This is a genomic window from Pseudomonas sp. LS_2 (genome assembly GCF_042709235.1).
In the GTDB taxonomy this organism is placed as follows: domain Bacteria; phylum Pseudomonadota; class Gammaproteobacteria; order Pseudomonadales; family Pseudomonadaceae; genus Aquipseudomonas.
In genome coordinates this window covers 1-26,431 of record NZ_JAVAYC010000020.1, presented here as the reverse complement: position 1 = coordinate 26,431, position 26,431 = coordinate 1, and the positions used below count along the sequence as shown (strand labels likewise).

Annotated in this window: 24 protein-coding genes; 8 read left to right on the top strand and 16 right to left on the bottom strand. The window is 63.6% G+C overall.

What is annotated here, in order from left to right; translation table 11 throughout:
- Window positions 1-4: 4 nt before the first annotated feature.
- Window positions 5-814 carry a helix-turn-helix domain-containing protein gene (locus RAC97_RS17700; protein ID WP_375099808.1) on the bottom strand — a complete coding sequence of 270 codons (810 nt, stop codon included), beginning with the start codon at window positions 812-814 and terminating at the stop codon, window positions 5-7.
- A gap of 208 nt (window positions 815-1,022) precedes the next feature.
- Between RAC97_RS17700 and RAC97_RS17695 the strand changes: the two genes are divergently transcribed.
- Entirely contained in the window at window positions 1,023-1,781 is a 759-nt protein-coding gene (locus RAC97_RS17695; protein ID WP_375099807.1) for an SDR family NAD(P)-dependent oxidoreductase, read from the top strand.
- On the top strand, window positions 1,781-2,431 hold the full coding sequence (locus RAC97_RS17690) for an NADPH-dependent F420 reductase (protein WP_375099806.1): 651 nt from the start codon (window positions 1,781-1,783) through the stop codon (window positions 2,429-2,431). Before RAC97_RS17695 ends, RAC97_RS17690 begins: the two co-directional genes overlap by 1 nt.
- A 144-nt stretch (window positions 2,432-2,575) precedes the next feature.
- Here RAC97_RS17690 and RAC97_RS17685 read toward each other — a convergent pair whose 3' ends face one another.
- The 9 genes from RAC97_RS17685 to RAC97_RS17645 form a co-directional block, all read right to left on the bottom strand.
- Window positions 2,576-3,544 (bottom strand): peptide ABC transporter ATP-binding protein, encoded by a 969-nt coding sequence (locus tag RAC97_RS17685; protein WP_375099805.1) that lies wholly within the window; start codon window positions 3,542-3,544, stop codon window positions 2,576-2,578.
- Window positions 3,544-4,512: an ABC transporter ATP-binding protein gene (locus tag RAC97_RS17680; protein ID WP_375099804.1), complete on the bottom strand. Its 969-nt coding sequence runs from the start codon at window positions 4,510-4,512 to the stop codon at window positions 3,544-3,546. Before RAC97_RS17680 ends, RAC97_RS17685 begins: the two co-directional genes overlap by 1 nt.
- Before the next feature lie 10 nt (window positions 4,513-4,522).
- Entirely contained in the window at window positions 4,523-5,449 is a 927-nt protein-coding gene (locus tag RAC97_RS17675) for an ABC transporter permease subunit (RefSeq protein WP_375099803.1), read from the bottom strand.
- A 10-nt stretch (window positions 5,450-5,459) separates the two neighbouring features.
- On the bottom strand, window positions 5,460-6,470 hold the full coding sequence (locus tag RAC97_RS17670) for an ABC transporter permease subunit (protein ID WP_375099802.1): 1,011 nt from the start codon (window positions 6,468-6,470) through the stop codon (window positions 5,460-5,462).
- 85 nt (window positions 6,471-6,555) lie between these two features.
- Window positions 6,556-8,151: an ABC transporter substrate-binding protein gene (locus RAC97_RS17665; protein ID WP_375099801.1), complete on the bottom strand. Its 1,596-nt coding sequence runs from the start codon at window positions 8,149-8,151 to the stop codon at window positions 6,556-6,558.
- A 74-nt stretch (window positions 8,152-8,225) separates the two neighbouring features.
- Window positions 8,226-9,554 carry an OprD family porin gene (locus tag RAC97_RS17660; RefSeq protein ID WP_375099863.1) on the bottom strand — a complete coding sequence of 443 codons (1,329 nt, stop codon included), beginning with the start codon at window positions 9,552-9,554 and terminating at the stop codon, window positions 8,226-8,228.
- A gap of 221 nt (window positions 9,555-9,775) precedes the next feature.
- Window positions 9,776-11,368 (bottom strand): ABC transporter substrate-binding protein, encoded by a 1,593-nt coding sequence (locus tag RAC97_RS17655; protein WP_375099800.1) that lies wholly within the window; start codon window positions 11,366-11,368, stop codon window positions 9,776-9,778.
- A 212-nt stretch (window positions 11,369-11,580) separates the two neighbouring features.
- Window positions 11,581-13,209: an ABC transporter substrate-binding protein gene (locus RAC97_RS17650; RefSeq protein ID WP_375099799.1), complete on the bottom strand. Its 1,629-nt coding sequence runs from the start codon at window positions 13,207-13,209 to the stop codon at window positions 11,581-11,583.
- A gap of 342 nt (window positions 13,210-13,551) precedes the next feature.
- Complete coding sequence (locus tag RAC97_RS17645; RefSeq protein WP_375099798.1) at window positions 13,552-14,268, bottom strand: SIMPL domain-containing protein; 717 nt, start codon at window positions 14,266-14,268, stop codon at window positions 13,552-13,554.
- Between the two features lie 196 nt (window positions 14,269-14,464).
- Between RAC97_RS17645 and RAC97_RS17640 the strand changes: the two genes are divergently transcribed.
- The 4 genes from RAC97_RS17640 (at window position 14,465) to RAC97_RS17625 (ending at window position 18,853) form a co-directional block, all read left to right on the top strand.
- A complete protein-coding gene (locus RAC97_RS17640) occupies window positions 14,465-15,724 on the top strand; it encodes an ATP-binding protein (protein WP_375099797.1) in 1,260 nt (419 codons plus the stop codon).
- Window positions 15,721-16,281 (top strand): response regulator transcription factor, encoded by a 561-nt coding sequence (locus tag RAC97_RS17635; protein ID WP_375099796.1) that lies wholly within the window; start codon window positions 15,721-15,723, stop codon window positions 16,279-16,281. The genes RAC97_RS17640 and RAC97_RS17635 overlap by 4 nt, the downstream gene beginning before the upstream one ends.
- Before the next feature lie 213 nt (window positions 16,282-16,494).
- Window positions 16,495-17,436, top strand: a complete 942-nt coding sequence (locus RAC97_RS17630; protein WP_375099795.1) for an AEC family transporter — start codon at window positions 16,495-16,497, stop codon at window positions 17,434-17,436.
- A 55-nt stretch (window positions 17,437-17,491) separates the two neighbouring features.
- Window positions 17,492-18,853 carry an amino acid permease gene (locus RAC97_RS17625; protein WP_375099794.1) on the top strand — a complete coding sequence of 454 codons (1,362 nt, stop codon included), beginning with the start codon at window positions 17,492-17,494 and terminating at the stop codon, window positions 18,851-18,853.
- 102 nt (window positions 18,854-18,955) lie between these two features.
- On the opposite strand, the gene RAC97_RS17620 is transcribed toward RAC97_RS17625, so the two are convergent.
- The 6 genes from RAC97_RS17620 to gatC all read right to left on the bottom strand — a co-directional run bounded on the left by RAC97_RS17620 (window position 18,956) and on the right by gatC (window position 24,199).
- Complete coding sequence (locus RAC97_RS17620; protein WP_375099793.1) at window positions 18,956-19,333, bottom strand: carboxymuconolactone decarboxylase family protein; 378 nt, start codon at window positions 19,331-19,333, stop codon at window positions 18,956-18,958.
- A gap of 9 nt (window positions 19,334-19,342) precedes the next feature.
- A complete protein-coding gene (locus tag RAC97_RS17615) occupies window positions 19,343-20,386 on the bottom strand; it encodes a calcium/sodium antiporter (protein ID WP_375099862.1) in 1,044 nt (347 codons plus the stop codon).
- 61 nt (window positions 20,387-20,447) lie between these two features.
- Window positions 20,448-20,822, bottom strand: coding sequence for a septal ring lytic transglycosylase RlpA family protein (locus RAC97_RS17610; RefSeq protein WP_375099790.1), 375 nt, complete (start codon window positions 20,820-20,822; stop codon window positions 20,448-20,450).
- Window positions 20,823-20,987: 165 nt separating this feature from the next.
- Window positions 20,988-22,433 (bottom strand): Asp-tRNA(Asn)/Glu-tRNA(Gln) amidotransferase subunit GatB, encoded by a 1,446-nt coding sequence (gene gatB / locus RAC97_RS17605; RefSeq protein WP_375099788.1) that lies wholly within the window; start codon window positions 22,431-22,433, stop codon window positions 20,988-20,990.
- 11 nt (window positions 22,434-22,444) lie between these two features.
- Window positions 22,445-23,896 carry an Asp-tRNA(Asn)/Glu-tRNA(Gln) amidotransferase subunit GatA gene (gatA, locus tag RAC97_RS17600; RefSeq protein ID WP_375099786.1) on the bottom strand — a complete coding sequence of 484 codons (1,452 nt, stop codon included), beginning with the start codon at window positions 23,894-23,896 and terminating at the stop codon, window positions 22,445-22,447.
- A gap of 15 nt (window positions 23,897-23,911) precedes the next feature.
- The gene (gatC, locus tag RAC97_RS17595; protein ID WP_375099785.1) at window positions 23,912-24,199 is read right to left on the bottom strand and encodes an Asp-tRNA(Asn)/Glu-tRNA(Gln) amidotransferase subunit GatC; all 288 of its coding nucleotides are present in this window, start codon (window positions 24,197-24,199) and stop codon (window positions 23,912-23,914) included.
- Between the two features lie 203 nt (window positions 24,200-24,402).
- On the opposite strand from gatC, the gene mreB reads away from it, so the two are divergent.
- Both mreB and mreC read left to right on the top strand, forming a co-directional pair.
- Entirely contained in the window at window positions 24,403-25,440 is a 1,038-nt protein-coding gene (mreB, locus tag RAC97_RS17590; RefSeq protein ID WP_003255163.1) for a rod shape-determining protein MreB, read from the top strand.
- A 216-nt stretch (window positions 25,441-25,656) separates the two neighbouring features.
- Window positions 25,657-26,431 (top strand): rod shape-determining protein MreC (gene mreC / locus RAC97_RS17585; RefSeq protein ID WP_379671499.1); only part of this gene is annotated, 775 nt, incomplete at its 3' end.

Below are 26,431 nucleotides of genomic sequence, written 5' to 3'. Positions count from 1 at the left end.
TGTCTTACGTGCGTGCACGCAGAGAAACCTGCTTCACGTAGGCCTTGGGCGAAAGCCCGGTGTGTTCGCGAAAGCACTTGTAGAACGCCGACAGCGAATTGAACCCGGCATCGAACGCCAGCGCGTCGATGGGGGCGCTGGCGCTGTGCTGGTCCAGGCTGGCCAGCAGGTGTTGCAGGCGGGCCTGGTTGACGTAGCGATAGAAGCTTTGCCCGAGCACCTGGTTGAGCAGGTAGGAGATCTGGTTGCGGCTGTAGCCGCTGTCCTTGGCCACCTGTTGCAGGTCGAGTTCCGGGTCGAGGTAGGGGCGCTGGCGCTGGAAGTAGTGCTCCAGGTCCTGGGCCATGGTGCTCAGCTGGCGCGGCGACAGGCCCAGGCGGCTGGTGGCCGGGCGCGGGCCATCGCTGCGTGCGCCTCTTGCGGGTTGGCGTACCAAGGTGGCGTATTCGTTGACCCGCCAGATCAGCCCGTCCTTGACGGTGATCGCTTCGCTGGACTGGAACGCCACCAGGCCGTCACCGCCTTGCACCGTGACTTGGTACTGGATGAACGCGGTACAGCCATCGATGCGAATACGGTCGCTGTGCACGATGTCTTCGCCCGCCTCGTGGGGCAGGCAGGCCTTCACGTAGTCGCGCAGCTCGCGGTAGCCAAGCACGCGGTTCTGGAAGAAGTCGTGGTATTGGACATCCGGGTGGTACAGCGCCATCACCCCGTCCAGGTCGCGATGCTTCCAGCAAAGGTGGTAGCGCAGCACGGTGTCGGCGGTGAGCGAGGTCTGCTCGGGGCCGTCGGGGAGGGTAGAGGCGATCATGGCGGAATAGTGCCTGGGGTGGGCTGGAGTGACAAGGTCGTGCGGCCGACGGCAGCGAAGGCAGTGGATTGGCCTATTTGTGTATTGATCGATTCAAAAATCTTTGACAGGGTGCAGTCGCCCTCATACAGTTTATTAGTATGTCGTTCGATACATAAATAAACGTGCCCGCTCGAAGAGGGGGTAATCATCCATCATGAGGTTTTTCATGCAGAAGGCATTGTCGGGCAAAGTGGCGCTGGTTACCGGTGGATCGCGCGGCTTGGGAGCGGTCATTGCGCAGGCGTTCGCAAAGCAAGGCGCTGATGTTGCGATCAGCTACGTGGCATCTGCCGAGAAGGCCGAGGCCGTTGTCGAAACCCTCAAGGCCAAGGGCGTTCGTGCTATCGCCATCCAGAGCGACCAGGGCGAAACCGCTGCGGCAAAACCGCTGGTCGAGCAGGTGCTGGCGCACTTCGGCAAGCTCGACATCCTGGTGGCCAACGCGGCCATCGCGGTACAGGGCAAGACCGTCGACGACCCGCAACTGGACGTCGTCAACCTCGACCGTCAGTGGCAGGTCAACGTGTTGGGTACAGTCGCCACCACCCGTGCTGTGGCGCCTGTGATTTCTGACGGTGGCCGCATCATTTACATCGGCTCGTTGCTGGGTACCCGCCTGCCGTTCCCTGGCGCTGCAGACTACGCGGGCACCAAGGCGGCGCTCATTGGTTACGCCAAAGGTGTGGCGCGTGACCTGGGTGGCCGCAATATCACGGTCAATGTCGTCCAGCCGGGTGTGATGCCCACCGACATGGCCGCAGAAGTGCTGGGCGATGGTGTGCCTGCGCCCTTGCTCGACCTGCACCCTATCCGCCGTATCGCCACCCTCGAAGAAGTGGCCGCTACTGTCAGCTTCCTGGTTGGCCCGAACGGCGGCTACACCACCGGTGGTGTGATCGACGTGGCCGGTGGCCTGGGTATCTGATGGCCGTCATCGGCATCATCGGTGCGGGCGAGGTCGGCAGCGAGGTCGCTCGCGCGGCCATCGCCTGTGGCTATGACGTGGTCATCGCCAACTCGCGCGGCCCTGAAACACTGGCTGCTCTGATTGCCGAGCTTGGCCCGGCCGCCCATGCTGCAACTGCTGTCGAAGCCGCTGCTGCCGGGGATTTCGTGGTGGTAGCGGTGGCGCTGAAGTTGGCCAACGACATGCCCGTCGAGGCGCTGGCTGGGAAGGTGGTGATCGATACCAACAACTACATGATCTGGCGCGACGGCCATTACCCGATGGTCGACTCGGGCGAGAAGACTGTGCACGAGTTGCGCCAGGAGCACCTGCCCACGTCCAAGGTGGTCAAGGCCTTCACCCATATCCAGGCGCCGCGCATCAACCTGTGGGGCAGGCCTGCCGGTTCCCCGGAGCGTTTGGCGTTGTCGGTTTCCAGCGACTATCCCGAGGCGGTGGCGTTGGTTACACGGCTGTACGACCAGTTTGGCTTCGATGCGGTCGACCACAGCCCGCTGAGTGAGTCGTGGCGTAACGCGCCGGGGCAACCGGCGTGGAAGCAGGAGCGGCAGACTCGCGCCGAATTGGCGGCCAACCTTGGTAAGGCCAGACCAATTATTCTGGGGTAAAGCCAGTTGGTCGGGGCTAGGCCCCGGCCATACAACGCAGTGGCTTCTTCGCGGGTAAACCCGCTCCCACAGGTACTGCGCCGTTCTCAAGGACTGCGCGGCATCTGTGGGAGCGGGTTTACCCGCGAAGCTTTTTACGCCGAACTAGAGAAACTGCTCGGCGTAATGACACGCCACCTGCCGCGTCCCCACCGCACGCAGCGCCGGAATTTCCTTGGCGCAACGCTCGGTGGCATACGGGCAGCGCTTGTGGAAGGCGCAGCCATCGGGCGGGTTGAGCGGGTTGGGCAGTTCACCGGCGATGCGGATCTTCGGCTTGAGCGGGTCCGGGTGGATCGCCGGGGTCGCCGACAGCAGCGCCTGGGTGTACGGGTGCAGGGGTTTCTCGTAGATGTCTTCCTTGGGCCCCATTTCCGCCGGGCGGCCCAGGTACATCACCAGCACCTGGTCGGCGACATGACGCACCACCGCCAGGTTATGGGAGATGAACACATAGGCGGTGTTGAACTCTTTTTGCAAATCCATGAACAGGTTCAGCACCTGCGCCTGGATCGACACGTCCAACGCCGAGGTCGGCTCATCGGCCACCAGCACCTTCGGTTGCAGCATCATCGCCCGGGCCAGGGCGATACGCTGGCGCTGCCCCCCGGAGAACATGTGGGGGTAACGCTGGTAGTGCTCAGGGCGCAGGCCCACCTGCTGCATCATCTTCTGCACTTTCTCGCGGCGCTCGGCCTTGCTCAGCGAGGTGTTGATCAGCAGCGGTTCGGCCAACTGGTCGCCGATCTTCTGGCGTGGGTTGAGCGACGCGTAGGGGCTCTGGAAGACCATCTGCACATCGCGACGCAGCTGCTTGCGCTGGGCCTTGTCGGCGCCTTTCACCTCGTGCCCGGCGATTTGCAGCGAACCGGAAGAGGGCTCTTCGATCAGCGTCAGGGCGCGGGCCAGGGTGGATTTGCCGCAGCCAGACTCGCCGACCACGGCCAGGGTTTTCCCGGCCTCCAGCTCGAACGACACGCCATTGAGCGCGCGTACCAGTGCATGGCCCTTGAACAGGCCGCGGGAGACTTCGTAGTGACGGGTCAGTTCACGGGCGGACAGAACGACAGTCATCACGCCACCTCCTGGTTCAACGGGTAGAAGCAACGCACCAGGCTATGGGCCTGGGGATCGAGGGCCGGGCGCTGTCGGCGGCAGTTGTCCTGCACGTACGGGCAGCGCGGCGACAGCAGGCAACCCTGCGGGCGGTCGTAGCGGCCCGGCACGATGCCGGGCAAGGTCGCCAGGCGCTCGGCACCGATGCTGTGCTCGGGAATCGCCGCCAGCAGCGCTTCGCTGTACGGGTGCGCGGGAATGTCGAACAGCTCCGGCACCTGGCCCACTTCCACGGCTTGGCCGGCGTACATCACGCACACGCGCTTGGCGGTTTCGGCGACCACGGCCAGGTCGTGGGTGATCAGGATGAGCGCCATGTTGCGTTCTTTCTGCAGGTTCACCAGCAGTTCCATGATCTGCGCCTGGATGGTCACGTCCAGCGCGGTGGTCGGTTCGTCGGCGATCAGCAGCTTGGGTTCGCCAGCAATGGCCATGGCGATCGCCACGCGCTGGCTCATGCCGCCGGAGAGCTGGTGCGGGTAGGCGTCCAGGCGGCTTTCGGCGGCCGGAATTTCCACTTTCTTGAGCAGCTCGAGGGCGCGTTGACGGGCAGCCTTGCCCTTCAGGCCCAGGTGCTGGCGCAGCACTTCCTCGATCTGGTAGCCCACGGTGTAGCTGGGGTTCAGGGCGGTCATCGGGTCCTGGAAGACCATGGCGATGTCCTTGCCCACCACTTTGCGACGCTGGCGGCCGCTGAGCTTGAGCATGTCGGTGCCGTCGAAATTGAGCACGTCGGCGGTGATGCGCCCGGGGGCGTCGATCAGGCCCATCAGGGCCATCATGGTCACCGACTTGCCGGAGCCGGACTCGCCGACGATGGCCAGGATCTCGCCGGCATCCACCGACAGGTCCAGGCCGTCGACCACCGGCACGGCGTTGGCGTCGCCGAAGCGCACGTTCAGGTTGTTGATCTGCAACAGTGACATGGCGTTCTCCTCAGGCGGCGTTCTTGAGTTTCGGGTCCAGCGCATCGCGCAGCCCGTCGCCCATCAGGTTGATTGCCAGCACACTGAGCAAGATGGTCAGGCCAGGCAGGCTCACCACCCACCAGGCACGTTCGATGTAGTCGCGGGCCGAGGCCAGCATGGTGCCCCACTCCGGCGTTGGCGGCTGCACGCCAAGGCCGAGGAAGCCCAGGGCAGCGGCATCGAGGATCGCCGAGGAGAAGCTCAGGGTTGCCTGCACGATCAGTGGTGCCATGCAGTTGGGCAGCACGGTGACGAACATCAGCCGTGGCAGGCCGGCACCGGCCAGGCGCGCGGCGGTCACGTAGTCGCGGTTCAGCTCGCCCATCACCGCGGCGCGGGTCAGGCGCACGTAGGAGGGCAGCGAGACCACGGCAATGGCGATCACGGTGTTGATCAGGCCAGGGCCGAGGATGGCGACGATGGCCACGGCCAGCAGTAGCGAAGGCAGGGCCAGCATCACGTCCATCAGGCGCATGATCGAGGGGCCGAGCAGGCGCGGGAAGAACCCGGCGAACAAGCCCAGCAGGATGCCGGGAATCAGCGACATCACCACCGACGACAGGCCGATCAGCAGCGACAGTCGCGCACCCTGGATCAGGCGCGACAGCAGGTCGCGGCCCAGCTCGTCGGTGCCGAGGATGAACTGCCAGGTGCCACCTTCGAGCCACACTGGCGGGGTGAGCAGGAAGTCGCGGTATTGCTCGCTCGGGTTGTGCGGCGCCACCCACGGGGCGAACAGCGCGCAGAACACGATCACCACCATGAAGGCCAGGCCTGCCACCGCGCCTTTGTTGCGCGAGAAGGCGTGCCAGAACTCTTTGTACGGGGAGGGGTAGAGCAGGCTTTGGTCGGCCACCGGGGCCTGGGTTACAGCATTGGGAACAGGGCTTGTCATGGCGAAGACCTCAGCGCTGATGACGGATGCGTGGGTTGGCCAGGCCGTAGAGGATATCCACGACGAAGTTGACCAGGATCACCAGGCAGGCGATCAACAGGATGCCGTTCTGGACCACGGGGTAGTCACGGGCGCCGATGGCTTCGATCAGCCACTTGCCGATGCCCGGCCAGGAAAAGATGGTCTCGGTGAGTACCGCACCGGCCAGCAAGGTGCCGACCTGCAGGCCGAACACCGTCAGCACCGGAATCAGCGCGTTGCGCAGGCCGTGCACGAAGACCACGCGGGCCGGCGACAGGCCCTTGGCGCGGGCGGTGCGGATGTAGTCCTCGCGCAGCACTTCGAGCATCGAGGAACGGGTCATGCGGGCGATCACCGCCAGCGGGATGGTGCCGAGCACGATGGCCGGCAGGATCAGGTGCATCACCGCGTCCTTGAACGCGCCTTCCTCGTCGCTGAGCAAGGTGTCGATGAGCATGAAGCCGGTTTTCGGCTCGATGTCGTAGAGCAGGTCGATGCGCCCGGAAACCGGGGTCCAGCCCAGGCTTACGGAGAAGAACATGATAAGGATCAGGCCCCACCAGAAGATCGGCATGGAGTAGCCGGCCAGGGAAACGCCCATCACCCCGTGGTCGAACAGCGAGCCACGCTTGAGGGCGGCGATCACCCCGGCCAGCAGGCCGACGATGCCGGCAAACAGCAGGGCGGCGAAGGCCAGTTCCAGGGTGGCGGGAAACAGGGTGAGGAATTCGTTCCACACGCTTTCGCGGGTACGCAGCGATTCACCCAGGTCGCCTTGGGCGAGCTTGCCGATGTAGTCCAGGTACTGGGCCGGCAAGGGTTTGTTAAGGCCGAGGCGTTCCATGGCCTGGGCGTGCATTTCCGGGTCTACCCTGCGTTCGCCCATCATCACTTCCACCGGGTCACCGGGGATCAGGCGTATGAGCGCAAAGGTCAGCAAGGTGATGCCGAAGAAGGTCGGTATCAACAGGCCCAGGCGTCGGGCAATAAAACTCAACATCGTTGGAGGTACCTCATCAGCCGGTCAAGGCAGTGCCGCCGATGCCGGGCTCGTGGCCCGTGCGCTCGGCGGTCGTTGTTTTTCTCTACTTCACCTGGGTAGTGGCGAAGTTGTTATTGGTCAGAGGGTTGATCTGGTAACCCTCAACGTTGCTGCGCATGGCCGCGAACAGCTTGGGGTGCGCCAGGCTGATCCACGGTTTTTCTGCATCGTACACCGCCAGGGCCTGGCGATAGAGCTTGGCGCGTTCATCGTTGTCGCTGACCCGGCGGGCCTCGGTGATCAACTTCTGGAAATCAGAGTTGCACCAGCGAGCATAGTTCTCGCCGGTTTTCGCCGCATCGCAGCTGAGCATCGGGGTGAGGAAGTTGTCCGGGTCGCCGTTGTCGCCCGCCCAACCCGCCGACACCAGGTCGGCTTCGCCGTTCTTGGCGCGGCGCAGCATCTCGGCCCACTCCATGACACGGATGTCGAGCTTGAGGCCGATCCTGGCCAGGTCCTGTTGCAGCAACTCGGCGGACATGCGCGGGTTGGGGTTGGTCTGGCCGCCATTGTTACGGGTGAACAGGGTGATGGTGGTGCCTTCCGGCACACCGGCTTGCTTGAGCAGGGCACGGGCCTTGTCGAGGTCGCGGGGCGGATTACGGTTCTCGGTGTTGAAACCGATCATGCTTGGCGGATAGGGGTTGATGCCGACCAGTGCGTTGCCTTTGCCAAACAGTTGATCGACGTGGGTCTGGCGGTCGAAGGCAATGTCGATGGCTTGACGCACGCGCACATCGCTCAGGTACTTGTGCTGGGTGTTCATGGCGATGTAGCTGGTGATCAGGGCTTCCATCTCGGCGATCTTCAGCTTCGGGTCGGCCTTGATCGATGGCACGTCGTCAGGCTTGGGGTACAGCGCCACCTGGCATTCGTTGGCGCGCAGCTTCTGCAAGCGAACGTTGTTGTCCGGGGTGATGGCGAAAATCAGCCCGTCACTCGGCGGCTTGCCACGGAAGTAGTCCGGGTTGGGCTTGTAGCGAACCTGGGCGTCCTTGCTGTAACGCTGGAAGATGAACGGCCCGGTACCGATCGGCTTGCTGTTGAGCTCGCCGGTCTTGCCGGCCTTGAGCAACTGGTCGCCGTACTCGGCCGAGTAGATCGAGGTAAAGGCCATGGCCAGGTTACGCAGGAATGGCGCCTCCGGGCGGGTCAAGGTGATGACCACGGTGTGATCGTCGGTTTTTTCCACCGACTTGAGCAGGTCCTGGAAGGCCATGCTCTCGAAATAGGGGTAGCCGACGCTGGTCTTGTCGTGCCACGGATGGTTCTTGAGTAACTGGCGGTTCAGGCTCCACAGCACGTCGTCGGCGTTGAACGCGCGGGTGGGCTTGAAGTAGTCGGTGGTGTGGAATTTCACGCCTTCACGCAGGTGGAAGGTGTAGGTCAGGCCGTCGGCGCTGATTTCCCAGCTTTGTGCCAGGGCCGGCTGGATCTCGGTGGTGCCGGGCTTGAAGTCGACCAGGCGGTTGAACACGGTTTCGGCCGAGGCGTCGGCGGTGACCCCCGTGGTGTACTGGACGATGTCGAAGCCTTCGGGGCTGGCCTCGGTACACACCACCAGTGGCTTTGCCGCGACATGGGACGTGGCGCCGAATATGACTGCTGCAATGGCAGCACGTAGCGGTAGCGATGTCATGGAACCTCCCTGCGCTGAATGTTCCAGCGTAGACGCCACGGCCCGCGATGCGCGCAGGCCGTGGCGTCATACGGTCAGAGGATGTTGAACGGAATGGTGGTGACGATACGCAGCTCGTCCAGGCTGCCATCGGCCTGGGCCTTGCTGGCACGGTGGGCGGTGTAGGTGGCGCGGATGGTGGTGTCCTTCAGCGCGCCGCTCTGCACTGCGTAGGTGGTGCCGATGCCCCACTCGTAGTGGGTTTCGCCGTCCATGCCGTTCACGTCGTAGGCAGTGCCACGGTAGTGAGTACCGTCGATGCCCCAGCCGCGGGCGTTGTACAGGTTGAACTTCAGGCCAGGCACACCGTATGGGGCCATGTTCAGCACGTAGGAGATCTGCAGGGATTTCTCGTTCGGGCCGTTGAAGTCCGACAGCAGGGAGTTGGCCAGGTAGATGCCGTTGGTCTCGTGCAGGTAGTCGAAGTACTCGTTGCCGTTCACTTGCTGCCACGAGGCGCTCAGGGTGTGGCCCTGGTGGGTCAGGCCGAACGACAGGCTGTAGGTGTCGTTGTCGATCTCACCCATCTTCTTGCTGCCTTCCTCCACGGTCTTGTAGTAGTTGAGACCGGTGGTCAGGCTCAGCACCGCGCTGTCGCCCAGCACGTGGTTGGCGCCGAAGTAGTACTGGTTCCAGAAGTCGTCGACCTTGGTGGCGTACAGGCTGGTGGTGAGGCTCTTGAACGGCTGGTAGTTCACGCCGGCGGTGCTGGCGCGGTCGGTTTCCACGCCCGTGGCGCTGTATTCGCTGCGGAACTTGCTCAGGCTCTGTTCGCTACGCGGCGACACGCGGTCGAAGCTGGCGAAGTCGAACGACAGGTTCTCGAACTCGGCGCTGTGCAGGGCCGCACCCTGGAAGGTCGACGGCAGCGCACGGTTGCCGATGTAGGCGAGCATCGGGGTGTCCAGCGATTGGCGGCCGACGGTCAGGGTGGTGTTGGAAATCCGCGCCTTGACGTTGGCCAGGCCTGCCTTGCTCCACTGGTCGACCGGCTCGCCGTCGCTGTGGGTCAGGGTGCGGTTGTTCGGGCCGGCGATGGCGGCGCGACCACGCTCGAGGGCCAGGGCATTGAATACCGCGACTTCGGTGGCGAAGCCCACGGTGCCCTGGGTGAAGCCGGAGCTGTAGTTGAGGATGGTGCCCTGCACCCAGTTGTCGCGGCTGTGGGTGGCGCGGCGGGTCACGCCGTCGCTCTTGTAGTAGCGCCACAGCGGTGCGCGGGTGGCGCGTTCGCGGGCGTACCAGTTGCGGGTGGTACCCGACAGGCTCTGGCCGTCGAAGAAACCGGTGGCTTCGGCCTGCTCGCTGCCGGATTTCAGGCTCAGCGGGAAGAAGTCCTGGCTCACGGGGTCAGCGTGGGCCATGGCCGAGAACGCGCCGATCGACAACGCCAGTGCGGTGATTTTGTACTGTCTCAAGGTTGTAGCTCCCTTACGGCTTTTTTTTAGTTATCACCCGGCATCGAGGGCTGGGCGTATGGCGGTTAACACGGTGTTGCAAAGGTTTGCCCGGGTTCCTTTGGGCAAATTCGGGCTGCACGCCAGCGCGGGCATGCTCAGGAGCATGCCCGGCCAGCGAGACAGGTTCAGTCGACGCTGACTTCCGAGAAGACGTTGCGGCCGAAGGGGCTGACCTTGAAGTCCTGTACCTTGGCACTGATCGGTTGGTTGACGGTGGAATGGGCAACCGGGGTGATCGGCACCTGTTGCTTGAGACGCTGTTGTGCCTGTTTGTAGAGCGTGGTGCGTTGCTCGGGGTCGGACACTTGCTTGGCTTTGAGGACCAACGCGTCGTACTCGGTGTCGCACCAGCGGGAATAGTTGTTGCTGCCAATGGCGGCGCAGCCGAACAGGGTACCCAGCCAGTTGTCCGGGTCACCGTTGTCGCCGGTCCAGCCGATCAGGGCGATGTCGTGCTCGCCGGTTTTCATGCGCTTGAGGTACTCGCCCCATTCGTAGCTGACGATGCGCACCTTCAAGCCCAGCTTGTTCCAGTCCGATTGCAGCATCTCGGCCATGAGCTTGGCGTTGGGGTTATAGGGGCGCTGTACCGGCATGGCCCACAGGGTGATCTCGGTGCCTTCCTTGACGCCAGCTTCCTTGAGCATTTGCTTGGCTTTGTCGGGGTTGTAGGCGGCGTCCTTGATGGTGGTGTCATAGGACCACTGGGTCGGCGGCATGGCGTTTACCGCCTTCTGCCCGGCGCCCTGATACACGGCGCTGATGATTGCGTCCTTGTTCACCGCCATGTCCAGTGCCTGGCGTACCGACAACTGGTTGAACGGCGCGCGCTCGGTGTTGTAGGAGATGTAGCCGAGGTTGAAGCCGGCCTGCTCCATCACGTTGAGCTTCTTGTCCTGCTTGAGCGCAGGCAGGTCGGCCGGGCGCGGGTTGAGGGTCACCTGGCACTCGTCGCGACGCAGTTTCTGGATGCGCACCGAGGGGTCGACGTTGATGGAGAACACCAGGTTCTCCAGTTTCACTCTGCCAGGGGCCCAATACTCCTTGTTGCCCTTGTAGCGAATCTGCGAATCCTTCTGGTAGCGCTGGAACACGAACGGGCCGGTGCCGATCGGTAGCTGGTTGATGTCACTGGCATTGCCTGCCTTGAGCAAGTGTTCGGCGTACTCGGCCGAGAGTATCGAGGCGAAGCTCATGGCCAGGTTCTGGATGAACGCGGCATCGACGTTGTTCAGGGTGAATTTCACGGTCAGCGGAGAGAGCTTTTCGATCGACTTGATGTTCTTGTCCAGGCCCATGCTGACGAAGTAGGGAAACTCGGTCGGATAGGCCAGGCGGAACGGGTGGTTGCGGTCGAGCATGCGCTGGAAGGTGAACAACACGTCGTCGGCGTTGAACTCGCGGCTCGGCTTGAACGTCTTGTTGGCGTGGAACTTCACACCTTCGCGCAGGTGGAAGGTGTAGCTCAGGCCGTCGTCGGCCACCTCCCATTTCTCGGCCAGGCCAGGTTGCACGGCGGTACCGCCGCGTTCGAACTCCACCAGGCGGTTGTAGATAGGCTCGGCGGCGTCGTTGTCGGTGGCGGCGGTGAACTGAGCGGTGTCGAAGCCGGCCGGGCTGCCTTCGGAGCAGAACACCAGGCTCTTGGCCATCGTCAGCGGAGCGTTGGCCAGCAGGCCCAGGCCGAGTACAGCGGATAGCAAGGTCAGGTGGTGCATGGCAATTCCTTTGTCCGTTTATGGGGTACGAAGCTCGAATCGCGGCAACAGAAGGCCGTTCCTGACGATAGGTGCGCCAGGATGCGGCTGACAGGTTCGAAAGGCTTCTGTTGGCGAGGGAGATTTCCGGCTGAGCCAGAGAAATTTCCTACTACTTCTGCGGGAATATCATCGCCCTGTCGGGTTTAACGCCAACAGGGCGACGATGTTCGTCATTTCTCCACGCTTACCCCATAGAAGGAATTCAGGCCGAACGGGCTGATCTTGAAGTCCTTCACCTTGGCGCTCATCGGTTGGTAGACCGTGGAGTGGGCGATAGGGGTCATCGGCACCTGCTCCTTGAGGATGTGCTGCGCCTGCTTGTACAGCTCGGTGCGCTTGGCCTGGTCGGAGGTGGCCTTGGCCTGCTTGATCAGGTCGTCATAGGGCTTGTAGCACCACTTGGAGAAGTTGTTGCCGGCCAGCGCATCGCAGCCGAACAGGGTGCCCAGCCAGTTGTCCGGGTCACCGTTGTCACCGCTCCAGCCAATCAGCATGGCGCCGTTCTCACCGCCCTTGGAGCGCTTGATGTACTCGCCCCATTCGAAGCTGACGATCTTGGCCTTGATCCCCACCTTGGCCCAGTCGGCCTGGAGCATTTCGGCCATGAGCTTGGCATTGGGGTTGTAGGGGCGCTGTACCGGCATGGCCCACAGGTCGATCTCGGTGCCTTCCTTGACGCCTGCTTCCTTGAGCAGCTGCTTGGCTTTCTCAGGGTCGAACGGTGCATCCTTGATGCTGGTGTCGTAGGACCACTGGGTCGGCGGCATGGCGTTGACCGCCAGCTGGCCTGCACCCTGGTACACGGTCTCGATGATCTTCTTCTTGTCGACGGCCATGTCCAGTGCCTGGCGCACCTTCAGCTGGGCCATCGGGTTGGGCTCGTTGCTGCCCTTGATCTTGTCCATCACGTTGTAGGCGATGTAGCCCAGGTTGAAGCCGGCCTGGTCAGGCATCTGCAGCTTCGGGTCGGACTTGAGCGGCTGGATGTCCGCCGGACGCGGGAACAGGGTGACCTGGCACTCGTTCTTCTTCAGCTTCTGCATGCGTACGGAGGCATCGGTGCTGATGGCGAAGATCAGGTTGTCGATCTTCACGTCGTCGGGCTTCCAGTAGTCCTTGTTGCCCTTGAAGCGGATTTGCGCGTCCTTCTGGTACTTGCTGAACACGAACGGGCCGGTACCGATCGGCTTCTGGTTGATGTCGGCGGCCTTGTTCTGCTTGAGCAACTGCTCGGCGTACTCGGCGGACTGGATCGAGGCGAAGCTCATGGCCAGGTTCTGGATGAACGCGGCGTCTACTTCGTTAAGGGTGAAACGCACGGTGTGGTCATCGACCTTCTCGACCTTGGCGATGTTCTTGTCCATGCCCATGTCGGTGAAGTACGGGAATTCGGTGGGGTACGCCTTGCGGAACGGCATGTCCTTGTCGAGCATGCGGTTGAAGGTGAACAGCACGTCGTCGGCGTTGAATTCGCGGCTTGGCTTGAAGTAGTCGGTGGTGTGGAACTTCACGCCTTCGCGCAGGTGGAACGTGTAGGTCTTGCCGTCGTCGGCCACGTCCCATTTGGTTGCCAGGCCCGGGACCACGGCGGTGCCGCCGCGTTCGAACTGGGTCAGGCGGTTGAACATGGTTTCGGCCGAGGCGTCGAAGTCGGTTCCGGTGGTGTATTGCCCTGGGTCGAAGCCGGCCGGGCTGCCTTCGGAGCAGAACACCAGGTTGGAGGGGGCGGCGAGGGCGAAGGGCGCGCCGGCGAGCAAGCCTGCGCCGACCAGGAACGGAATGACTGCGTGTTTGAGCATTGTGGCCTCATTGTTGTCATTTTTGGTTTGAGGTGGCCTCGTGAGCCGACCTGCGGATACTTATGCAGGGGGTGTACCCAATGCAACACTCGAAGGGATAGGCGGCACCTAAAAGGTGGCACGGACGTACATCAATGTCGCATTGATGTAAATTTGACGCTTGTTGAACGTTTGCGTGCGTCAATAAAACTTCTTTTGCGCAATATTACGAGGCAAATGAGGTCAATAATTGCGCTAATTCGGTGCACGTGACCTATCCAAATGGATAGCAGGCGGGTGGCCAGATGAGGCCAAGTGCCATCGGATGACGCTTTCAACGGGCGTCACCCGACGGCGGAGGGGTTACTGCATCTGTACTTCGATCAGGCCGTCTGCATTCATGCTGACTTCGCTGGTACCGGCTTCGATGTCCGGCGACGGCGCAGCCTCGTCGGCACCCATGGCCTTCATCGCCATCGGCGCGCTGCGCAGGTACGGGCGTGGGTAGCCGCTGCTGTTGAGGTTAAGGCTGACTACCTTGTAGCCCTTGCCGCCCAATGCTTCGGTAGCCAGCTGGGCACGGGCCTTGAAGGCGTTGACCGCATCCTTGAGCAGCTCGTCTTCGCTGGCCTTGCGGGTGGCAGGGGCGATGGAGAAGTCCATGCCGCCCATCTTCAGGTCGCTCAGCAGCTCGCCGGTGAGCTTGGACAGGGCCGGGAAGTCGGCGCTTTCCAGGCGCAGCTCGGCGCGCTCGCGCCAGCCAGTGATCTTCTGGCCCTTGGTGTCGTAGATCGGATAGCTGTTGCGGCTGCCCTGGCTGATCTTCACGTCCTTGACCTCACGGGCCTGCTGCACGGCCTTGTTCATGGTCTCGGTGATCTGCTTGGCGAGCTTGCCCGGGTCGGTGTTCTGCGCTTCGCTGTACAGGGTCACCACCATCAGGTCGCGTGCCACTTCCTTGCTGACCTCGGCACGCAGCGACACCTGGTTGTAGCGTGGCTCGTCGGCGGCCAAGGCCGACAGGCTGGTGAGTAGGCCACAGGAAAGGACCAGGGCGGCGCCGTGACGGGAAATTTGCATGTATGACTCCTTGAATGAACGCGTGGAGTGGACGTCCGTTCCACGCATGGCCGATGAGACCGGAAACAGTGTAGTGGGTTCAACAGTGCCATCATTGAGCTGTTACAAACTGTGGCGCTTTGCCGCATTGCTACAGCGAGGTTCCCGGCTTGGGTATACTCCAGGCGTTTTTTTGCAGCACTGACCGGGAGAGCTCATGCTCGCCGCCGCACATCCGTTGTCCGCTACCCGCCAGAACCTCTGGCGCCTGACCGTCATCCGCATCCTGGTGCTGGCCGCCCAGGCCGGCTCCGTGGGCGTTGCCTACTGGACCGAACTGCTGCCGCTGCCCTGGCTGTCGCTGGTCGCCACCCTGGCGCTGTCGTCGCTGTTGTGCGCCTTCACCGCCCTGCGTCTGCGCCTGTCGCTGCCGGTCACCGAACTGGAATACGCCTTCCAACTGGCCTGCGACCTGTTGATCCACAGCGCCTTGCTGTACTACTCCGGCGGCTCGACCAACCCCTTCGTCTCCTATTACCTGGTGCCGCTGGCGATCGCCGCGGTGACCCTGCCATGGCTCTATTCGCTGGTGCTATCGGGCATTGCCCTGGCGGCCTACAGCCTGCTGCTGGTGCAGTTCTACCCGCTCGAGACGCTGCCGATGGCGCGGGACAAGATGCAGGTGTACGGCATGTGGCTGAGCATCGCCCTGGCCGCGGCGGTCATCACCTTCTTCGCCGCGCGCATGGCCGAGGAGCTGCGCCGCCAAGAGCAGCTGCGCGCCGAGCGTCGCGAAGACAGCCTGCGCGATGAGCAACTTCTGGCCGTGGCCACCCAGGCCGCCGGCGCCGCCCATGAGCTGGGCACGCCCTTGGCGACCATGAGCGTGCTGCTCAACGAGATGCGCCAGGACCACGCGGACCCGCAGTTGCAGGAGGATCTCCAGGTACTGCAGGACCAGGTCAAGCTGTGCAAGGAAACCCTGCAACAGCTGGTACGCGCCGCCGAGGCCAACCGGCGCATGAACCTGCAGGAGCAGGACGTCACCGCCTGGCTCGACGAGGCGCTCAACCGCTGGCACCTGATGCGCCCCGAAGCCAGCTACCGTTTCCAGCGCCTGCGCGACGGTACTGTGCCAAGGCTGACACCGCCGCCGGACCTGACCCAGGCCCTGCTGAACCTGCTGAACAATGCCGCCGATGCCTGCCCGGACGACCTGGAGGTGCGCCTGGACTGGGACGCCCAGGACATCCTGATCAGTATCCGCGACCATGGCCCCGGCGTGCCGGTGGCCATCGCCGAGGCTATCGGCAAGCCATTCTTTACCACCAAGGGCAAAGGCTTCGGCCTGGGCCTGTTCCTGAGCAAGGCCAGCGTGACCCGCGCAGGCGGCTCGGTGAAACTCTATAGTCATGAGCAGGGCGGCACCCTGACCGAACTGCGACTGCCCCGTGGCACGCGAGGAGAAGAACGATGAGCGAAGAGAACCAGGTCGAAGGCGAAGAACTGCCGCACCTGCTGCTGGTGGACGACGATGCCACCTTCACCCGCGTCATGGCCCGCGCCATGAGCCGCCGTGGTTTCCGCGTGAGTACCGCGTCGAGCGCCGAGGAAGGGCTGGTACTGGCGCAGCAGGACCTGCCCGACTATGCCACGCTCGACCTCAAGATGGACGGCGACTCGGGCCTGGTGCTGCTGCCCAAGCTGCTGGAGCTGGACCCGGAGATGCGCGTGCTGATCCTCACCGGCTATTCGAGCATCGCCACGGCAGTGGAAGCGATCAAGCGCGGCGCCTGCAACTACCTGTGCAAGCCGGCCGACGCCGACGATGTGCTGGCGGCGCTACTGTCCGAGCATGCCGACCTCGATACCCTGGTGCCGGAAAACCCGATGTCGGTTGACCGCTTGCAGTGGGAGCATATCCAGCGTGTGCTCAACGAGCACGAGGGCAATATCTCGGCTACCGCGCGGGCGCTGGGAATGCATCGCCGGACCTTGCAGCGCAAGTTGCAGAAGCGGCCGGTGCGGCGCTGAACGGCGGCAAGCTCCCAGATTGGTGGTGGCCTCTTCGCGGGTAAACCCGCTCCCACAGGTACTGCGTCGCACTCAAGGGCAACGGAGAATCCTGTGGGAGCGGGTTTACCCGCGAGAGGCCACCACCGTTTTCCTGGCTCCAACCACGCGCAACCCCTTGCCACTGGCGTATCATTAGCTCCCTAACGGCAACCACCCCCAGGATCGCGCGCAATGCTCGCTCTTCTCATCCAGACGCTGAATATCACGGCTCCGGTGTTCGCCATGCTGTTCATGGGCATCCTGCTCAAGCGCATAGGGCTGATCGACGACAACTTCAACCGGGTCGCCTCCTCGCTGGTGTTCAACGTGTGCATGCCGGCGCTGTTGTTCCTCGGCATCTATCACGCCGACCTGTCTTCGGCGGTCAAACCCGGCGTCATCCTCTACTTCACCGCCGCCACCGTGGTCGGCTTTGCCATGGCCTGGGGCCTGGCGATATGGCGTTGCCCGCTTGAAGACCGGGGTATCTACGCCCAGGGCGCTTTTCGCGGAAACAATGGCGTGATCGGCCTGGCCTTGGCGGCCAGTTTGTACGGCGACTACGGTATATCCCTTGGGGCGGTGCTGGCCGGGTTGGTGATCCTGTTGTACAACTCGCTGTCCGCCGTGGTGCTGGCGGTCTACAGCCCAAGCTTGAAGTCCGACCCCTGGAGCATCTGCAAGAGCATCTTCAGCAACCCGTTGATCATCAGCGTGCTGGTCGCCACGCCCATGGCCTACGGCCAGGTGCCGTTGCCCAACTGGCTGCTGACCTCCGGCGACTACCTGGCGCAGATGACCCTGCCCCTGGCGTTGATCTGCATCGGCGGCACCTTGTCGCTGGCAGCGTTGCGCGACAGCGGCAAGCTGGCTGTCGATGTGAGCCTGGTGAAAATGGTCTGGATGCCCCTGCTGGGTACTTTTGGGGCTTGGCTGTGCGGGTTTCGCGGGGCGGAGCTGGGGATTCTGTTTCTCTACATCGGTAGCCCGACCGCGGCGGCCAGCTATGTGATGGCGAGGGCGGCGAACGGCAACCACGAGCTGGCGGCGTCGATCATCGTGATCACCACGCTGATGGCGGCGCTCACCACCAATATCGGCATCTTCATCTTGCAGTGGGGCGGATGGATCTAGATGCTGGCGACCCACTATTCCAATAACACTGCCTCCTTGAGCTAAAGGACACTTCATGCAAGACCAGAGCACGCCCGAGCGTCTACAGCGCGGGCTGAAAAACCGTCATATCCAGCTGATCGCGCTGGGCGGGGCCATCGGCACCGGCCTGTTCCTGGGCGTAGCCCAGACCATCCAGCTGGCTGGACCGGCGATCCTGCTGGGCTACGCCATCGCCGGCCTGATGGCCTTCTTCATCATGCGCCAGCTGGGTGAAATGGTGGTCGAGGAGCCGGTCGCCGGCAGCTTCAGCCACTTCGCCCACCACTACTGGAGCGAGTTCGCAGGCTTCGTCTCGGGCTGGAACTACTGGGTGGTCTATGTGCTGGTAGGCATGGCCGAACTGACCGCCGTGGGCATCTACGTGCAGTACTGGTGGCCGGATTTTCCCACCTGGGCGACGGCGGCGATCTTCTTCGTGGTGATCAACGCCATCAACCTGACCCAGGTGAAGGTGTATGGCGAGATGGAGTTCTGGTTCTCGCTGGTCAAGGTGGTCGCCATCGTCAGCATGATCGTCTTCGGCGCCTGGCTGCTCGGCAGCGGCCAGGGCGGCCCCGAGGCCAGCGTGGCGAATCTGTGGCAGCATGGCGGGTTCTTCCCCAATGGCGTGGCCGGCCTGGTCATGGCCATGGCGGTGATCATGTTCTCGTTCGGCGGCCTGGAGCTGGTGGGTATCACCGCGGCCGAGGCGCAGAACCCACGCCAGAGCATCCCCAAGGCCACCAATCAGGTGGTCTACCGCATCCTGATCTTCTACATCGGCGCCCTGGCCGTGCTGCTGTCGCTGTACCCCTGGCAGAAGGTGGTGCAGGGCGGCAGCCCGTTCGTGATGATCTTCCATGAACTGGATAGCAGCCTGGTGGCCACGGTGCTCAACATCGTGGTGCTGACGGCAGCGCTGTCGGTCTACAACAGCTGCGTCTACGCCAACAGCCGCATGCTGTTCGGCCTGGCCAGCCAGGGCGATGCACCGCGCCAGCTGCTCAAGGTCAGCCGTCGCGGCGTGCCGCTGGTGGCGCTGGGTGTCTCGGCACTGGCGACCGGCCTGTGCGTGGTCATCAACTACCTGATGCCGGGCGAGGCCTTCGGCCTGTTGATGGCCCTGGCGGTGTCGGCGCTGGTGATCAACTGGGCGAGCATCAGCATCACCCACCTGAAGTTCCGCAAGGCCAAGCTGACGGCGGGTATCGCCCCGTTCTACAAGAGCTGGGGGCACCCTTTCACCAACTACCTGTGCCTGGCGTTCATCGTGCTGATCCTGGTGGTGATGTACCTGACGCCGCCGGTGCGCATCTCGGTGATGCTGATTCCGCTGTGGATCGCGGTGCTTTGGGTAGCCTTCCGTTTGAAGAAGAAGCGTCAGACCACGGCTTGACCTGCGGCCGATGCGCCGCCCCTTTCGCGGGCAAGCCCGCTCCTGCAGGCATTGCAAAACCCCTGTAGGAGCGGGCTGGCCCGGGAAAGGGGCGGCGCGGTTTCAGGCCTGGTAGCTGTCGATCACTTCCTGCGCCGCACGGAATGCATCGATCGCTGCCGGCACGCCCGCGTACACCGCGCAATGCAACAGCGCCTCGCGAATTTCCTCCACCGTGCAGCCATTGTTCAACGCGCCACGCACATGGCCCTTGAGCTCCTGCGGGCATTTCAGCGCGGTCAGCGCAGCCAGGGTGATCAGGCTGCGGGTCTTCAACGGCAAACCCTCGCGAGACCAGACGCTGCCCCAGGCGTGCTCGTTGACGAAATCCTGCAGCGGCTGGGTGAATTCGGTGGCATTGCCCAAGGCGCGGTCGACGAAGGCATCGCCCATCACCTGGCGGCGGACTCGCTCACCGTTCTGCTTGTCGATATCAGCCATGTTGCTTCCTCAATGTTGGCGGCGCCAGGCACGCACGGTGGTGTACAGCAAGACCAGCGCCAGTACCGGCAAGACGTAGAACAGCATGAGCTGCTCCAGGCGGCCTGCCAGCGGCATGCCGGTGGTGAACGCAACGATGTGCAGGCCGTAGGCCAGGTACAGGCACAGGAACACCAGGCCCTCCGCCCTGGTGACCCGGTAGCCGGAATAGAACACCGGCAGACTCAAGGCGGCCACGCCGAGCATCACTGGGAGGTCGAATGCCAGTGCGTTGGGCGAGATCGACAGCGGCTGCGGGGTAACCAGCGCGGTCAGGCCCAGCACGGCGAGCAGGTTGAACAGGTTGCTGCCGATCACCGTGCCCACGGCGATTTCCCGCTCTGCGCGCAAGGCTGCGATCAGCGCAGTTGCGAGCTCTGGCAACGAGGTACACACGGCGACCACGGTAAGGCCGATGACGCGCTCCGAAAGCCCCAGGTCGGTCGCTACTTCCACCGCCGCTTCCAGCAGCAGGTGGCCGGCCAGGCTCAACAGGAGCAAGCCCAGCAACGCCTGGGTCAGCGTCTTGCTCCAGAAGCGAGTGGGGTTGATGGACACTGCCTCGGGGGTGGGGTATGTGCGCGCATAGTGACGCGACTGGTGCCAGAGCATCACCAGATAGCCGACCAGGCCTGCCAGTAGCAGCGCGCCCTCCAGTCGGCCCAGCTCGCCGTTGGCCGCCAGCAGGTACACCAGCACGCTGGCGGCGATCATCAGCGGGATGTCCAGGCGTACCAGTTGGCGGGATACCCGCAAGGGAATGATCAGTGCCGCGAGGCCCAGGATGACCAGGACGTTGAAGATATTGCTGCCGATCACACTACCCACCGCCACGTCGGGTGCGCCCAGGTAGGCGGCCTGCAAGCTGACGGTCAGTTGCGGCGCGGTACTGCCCAGCGCCACCAGGCTCAGGCCGATGATCAGTGGCCGCACATGCAGGCGTGCGGCCAGGCGCAGGGCTGCGCGCACCAGCAGCTCGGCGCCGATGACCAGCAGTACCAGGCCGAAGCCCAGTTGCAGGAGGCTGAAGGTGGGGAGGGTGGCCAAGTCGAAAATGGTGGAGGCTCCGCTAGGGTCAGTCGCTCAGACCTTGTACCCGGACGCGCGCCGTTCCGCTACGGAGCATGCCGATTTTTTCTGCCGCCGCGCGGGAAAGGTCGATCAGTCGGCCGCGAATGTGCGGGCCGCGGTCGTTGATGCGGACCACCACGCTGCGCTGGTTGTTGAGGTTGGTGACCACGACACGGGTGCCGAATGGCAGGCTGCGGTGGGCGGCGGTAAGACCGTGCTGGTTGAACGGTTCGCCGCTGGCGGTGCGCTTGCCGTGGTGGCGAGCGCCGTAATAGGAGGCGACGCCGGTCTGGTCGTAGCCGGTTGGGTCGATGTCGTGGCTGGCGCAGCCGGCCAGGAGGGAGAAGAGCGCGAGGGTGGTCAGGGAACGCTTGATCAAGGCGAGTACTCCAGGGCTGCCCATTCGGGGCCGCTTGGCGGCCCTTCGCGGGTAAACCCGCTCCTACAAGTACCGCAGCGTCTCATCGAGCAGCGCAATACCTGTGGGAGCGGGTTTACCCGCGAACGAGGGCGAAGCCCTCGCCGGTCTACAGGGGTAAAACCGTCACCCTTCGAGCTTGGCCTTGAGCAATTGGTTCACCTGCCCCGGGTTGGCCTTGCCCTTGGACGCCTTCATGGCCTGGCCGACGAAGAAGCCGAACATCTTGCCGCGCTTCGCTTCATCGGCGGCGCGGTACTGTTCGACCTGCTCGGCGTTGGCGGCGAGCATCTCGTCAAGCATCCTGTCGATCGCACCGGTATCGGTGACCTGCTTGAGGCCGCGGCTTTCGATGATGCTGTCGGCGGTGCCTTCACCGGCGGCCATGGCTTCGAACACGGTCTTGGCGATCTTGCCGCTGATGGTGTTGTCGCGAATGCGCAGCAACATGCCGCCGAGCAATTCAGCGCTCACCGGCGACTGGTCGATCTCCACGCCCAGCTTGTTCAGCAGGCTGCCCAACTCGACCATCACCCAGTTGGCGGCCAGCTTGGCATCGCCACCGATCTTCACCACTTCTTCGAAGTAGTCGGCCTGCTCGCGGCTGGCCGCCAGCACGTTGGCGTCGTAGGCCGACAGGCCGTACTGGCTCTGGAAGCGCTCGACCTTCTGTTGCGGCAGCTCCGGCAGGCCTGCGCGCACGCTGTCGAGGAAGCTCTGCTCGATGACCACCGGCAGCAGGTCCGGGTCGGGGAAGTAACGGTAGTCGTTGGCTTCCTCCTTGCTGCGCATCGAGCGGGTCTGGTCCTTGTTCGGGTCGTACAGGCGCGTTTCCTGGACCACCTTGCCGCCATCCTCGATCAGCTCGATCTGACGCTGGATCTCGTAGTTGATCGCCTTCTCGATGAAGCGGAACGAGTTGACGTTCTTGATCTCGCAGCGGGTGCCGAACTCGGTCTGGCCTTTCGGGCGTACCGACACGTTGCAGTCGCAACGCAGCGAGCCTTCGGCCATGTTGCCGTCGCAGATGCCCAGGTAGCGCACCAGGGCGTGGATCGACTTGACGTAGGCCACGGCTTCCTTGGCGCTGCGCATGTCAGGCTCGGAGACGATCTCCAGCAGCGGGGTGCCGGCACGGTTCAGGTCGATGCCGGTGGCGCCGCTGAAGTCTTCGTGCAGGCTCTTGCCGGCGTCTTCCTCAAGGTGCGCACGGGTAACGCCGATGCGCTTGATGGTGCCGTCTTCCAAGGCGATGTCCAGGTAGCCCTTGCCGACGATCGGCAGCTCCATCTGGCTGATCTGGTAGCCCTTGGGCAGGTCCGGGTAGAAGTAGTTCTTGCGCGCGAACACGTTGCGCGGGCCGATCTCGGCGTTGATCGCCAGGCCGAACATGCACGCCATGCGCACGGCTTCCTGGTTCAGCACCGGCAGCACGCCGGGCATGCCAAGGTCGACCAGGCTGGCCTGGGTGTTCGGCTCGGAGCCGAAGGTGGTGGCGCTGCCGGAGAAGATCTTCGACTGGGTGGCGAGCTGGGTATGAATCTCCAGCCCGATCACAACTTCCCATTGCATGTGTGAATTCCTCAGAAGCCGTTAGGGGCGCGGGTGTGCCAGTCGGTGACTTGCTGGTAGCGGTGCGCGACGTTGAGCAGGCGGCCTTCCTGGAAGTACGGGGCCAGCAGTTGCACGCCGACCGGCAGGCCATCGACGAAGCCGGCTGGCATCGACAGGCCCGGCAGGCCCGCCAGGTTGGCGGTGATGGTGTAGACGTCTTCCAGGTAGGCGGCGACGGGGTCGCTGCTCTTGGCGCCGAGTTTCCAGGCCGGGTTCGGCGTGGTCGGGCCGAGGATCAGGTCGACGCCTTCGAAGGCGGCCATGAAGTCGTTCTTGATCAGGCGGCGGATTTTTTGCGCCTTGAGGTAGTAGGCATCGTAGTAGCCGGCCGACAGGGCATAGGTGCCGACCATGATGCGCCTCTGTACTTCGGTGCCGAAGCCTTCGCCGCGGGAGCGCTTGTACAGGTCGGTGAGGTCCTTCGGCTCTTCGCAGCGATAGCCGAAGCGCACACCGTCGAAGCGCGACAGGTTCGAGGAGGCCTCGGCCGGGGCGATCACGTAGTACGCCGGAATGGCGTGCTGCATGTTCGGCAGGCTGATTTCCCTGACCACCGCACCGAGTTTTTCCAGCTCCCTGACGCTGGACTGGACCAGTTCGGCGATGCGTGGGTCGAGGCCGGCGCCGAAGAACTCCTTCGGCACGCCGATGCGCAGGCCTTGCAGCGAGGCATTGAGGTTGGCGGAGTAGTCCGGCACCGGCTCGTCGACGCTGGTGGAGTCCTTGGCGTCGAAGCCGGCCATGCCTTGCAGCAGCAGGGCGCAGTCTTCGGCGGTACGGGCCAGCGGGCCACCCTGGTCGAGGCTGGAGGCGTAGGCGATCATGCCCCAGCGCGACACGCGGCCGTAGGTGGGCTTGAGACCGGTGAGGTTGGTCAGCGCCGCCGGTTGGCGGATCGAGCCGCCGGTGTCGGTGCCGGTGGCGGCGGGCAGCAGGCGCGCGGCCACGGCAGCGGCCGAGCCGCCGGACGAACCGCCCGGGACGTGCTCGAGGTTCCATGGGTTCTTCACCGCGCCGTAGTGGCTGGACTCGTTGGCCGAGCCCATGGCGAATTCGTCCATGTTGGTCTTGCCGAGGCTGACCATGCCGACTTCGGCCAGCTTGGCGACCACGGTGGCGTCGTAGGGCGCCTTGAAGTTGTCGAGCATCTTCGAGCCGCAGCTGGTACGGATGCCGCTGGTGCAGAACAGGTCCTTGTGGGCGATCGGCGCGCCCAGCAGCGTGCCGGACTCGCCTGCGGCGCGACGGGCGTCGGCGGCGCGGGCCTGTTGCACGGCCTGTTCCTCGGTGATGCTGATGAAGCTATTGATTTGCGGGTCGAGTCTCTTGATGCGCGACAGCAGGTCGCCGGTCAGCTCTTCGGAGGAGAAGGACTTGTCGGCGAGCCCGCGGGCGATCTCGGCCAGGGTCAATTGATGCATGGCAGGCTTTATCCCTTACTCGATGACTTTCGGAACCAGGTACAGACCACTTTCGGTCGAGGGTGCGACGGCCTGGTAGCGATCGCGCTGGTTGCTTTCGGTGACCTGGTCGGGGCGCAGGCGCTGGGTGGCTTCCAAGGGGTGGGCCAGGGGCTCGATGCCGTCGGTGTCGACAGCTTGCATCTGGTCGACCAGCCCGAGAATACTGTTCAAGGCATCGGTAATGCGTGGCAGCTCGCCTTCATTCAGGCCCAGGCGGGCCAGATGGGCGATCTTTTCCACGTCGGAGCGTTGAAGCGCCATGGGGGATCTCCAGGGAAACAAAAAACGGATTAGGGCCGTGATCAGGAACATGCCGGGCTTCTGGCGGTCATACGGCCGCGATCATCGGCAGGCGTGCTCGGAAAAACTGCCAATTTAACATATTGGCTCCTTGCCCAAAATCCCTGCCATTGTTAGAGTTTGCCGCACTTTTTTACCCACGCTTTCCCCAGGGTCACTTTCCCATGTTCAAGAAACTGCGTGGCATGTTTTCCAGCGATCTGTCCATCGACCTGGGTACTGCCAACACCCTTATCTACGTGCGTGAGCGCGGTATCGTCCTGAATGAGCCCTCGGTCGTTGCCATTCGTACCCACGGCAACCAGAAAAGCGTCGTGGCAGTCGGTACCGAGGCCAAACGCATGCTGGGCCGTACGCCTGGCAACATCGCCGCCATTCGTCCGATGAAAGACGGCGTGATCGCCGACTTCAGCGTCTGCGAGAAGATGCTGCAGTACTTCATCAACAAGGTGCACGAAAACAGCTTCCTGCAGCCCAGCCCTCGCGTGCTGATCTGCGTGCCGTGCAAATCGACCCAGGTCGAGCGCCGCGCCATTCGTGAATCGGCCCTCGGTGCCGGTGCCCGCGAAGTGTTCCTGATCGAAGAGCCGATGGCCGCTGCCATCGGTGCCGGCCTGCCAGTCGAAGAGGCGCGCGGCTCGATGGTCGTCGATATCGGTGGCGGCACCACCGAAATCGCGCTGATCTCGCTGAACGGCGTGGTCTATGCCGAATCCGTACGGGTCGGGGGCGACCGCTTCGACGAAGCCATCGTCACCTACGTGCGCCGTAACTACGGCAGCCTGATCGGCGAATCCACCGCCGAGCGCATCAAGCAGGAAATCGGCACCGCCTACCCAGGTGGTGAAGTCCGTGAAGTCGACGTGCGTGGCCGCAACCTGGCCGAAGGCGTACCGCGTGCCTTCACCCTGAACTCCAACGAGGTCCTCGAGGCCCTGCAGGAGTCGCTGGCGACCATCGTCCAGGCGGTCAAGAGCGCCCTGGAGCAATCGCCGCCGGAGCTGGCCTCCGATATCGCCGAGCGCGGCCTGGTGCTGACCGGTGGCGGTGCGCTGCTGCGCGACCTGGACAAACTGCTTGCCCAGGAAACCGGCCTGCCGGTGATCGTCGCCGAAGACCCGCTCACCTGCGTCGCCCGTGGTGGTGGCCGTGCGCTGGAAATGATGGACAAGCACGCCATGGACCTGCTCTCCAGCGAGTGATTCCACGCGCAGGTGCAGGCATGCGCGGTTTACAGGTGGCCCTTGCGGTGCTACCTGTATGTGCTGGCTGGCGCCCATTCGGGCGCCTTTTCCATCTACCCGCAGGCGAATCGGTGCATTGCCCCATGTCCAATGACCCCCTGAAACGTCGTCGACGAGGAACGGCCCATTAAACCGCTTTTCTCCAAGGGCCCTTCGCTGGGCGTTCGTCTGCTCGTGCTGGTGGTGCTGTCGGTCGCGCTGATGGTGGTCGACTCGCGCTTCGACGTGCTCAAGCCGGTACGCAGCCAGATGGGCCTGGTGCTGATGCAATCCTATTGGGTCACCGACTTGCCGCAGCGTGCCTGGCAGGGCGTGGCCGGGCAGTTCGGCAGCCGCACCGAACTGATCGCCGAGAACGAGAAACTCAAGACCGAGGCCTTGCTGCTTCAAGGGCGCCTGCAAAAGCTGGCAGCCCTGACCGAGCAGAACGTACGTCTGCGCGAGCTGCTCAACTCGTCGGCGCTGGTCAACGAGAAGGTCGAGGTGGCCGAACTGATCGGCGTCGACCCCAACCCGTTCACCCATCGCATCCTGATCAACAAGGGCGAACGTGATGGCGTGTTTCTCGGCCAACCGGTGCTCGATGCCCGCGGCCTGATGGGCCAGGTGGTCGAGCTCATGCCCTACACCTCCCGCGTACTGCTGCTCACCGACACCACCCACAGCATTCCTGTGCAGGTCAACCGCAATGGCCTGCGCGCCATCGCCAGTGGCACCGGCAACCCCGAGCGCCTGGAGCTGCGCCACGTGGCCGACACCGCCGACATCAAGGAAGGCGACCTGCTGGTCAGCTCGGGGATGGGCCAGCGTTTCCCCGCCGGCTACCCTGTGGCCACGGTCAATGAAGTGATCCACGACTCCGGCCAGCCGTTCGCCATCGTCCGCGCCATTCCCACCGCCGCCCTCAACCGCAGCCGCTACATGTTGCTGGTGTTCAGCGATCGGCGCA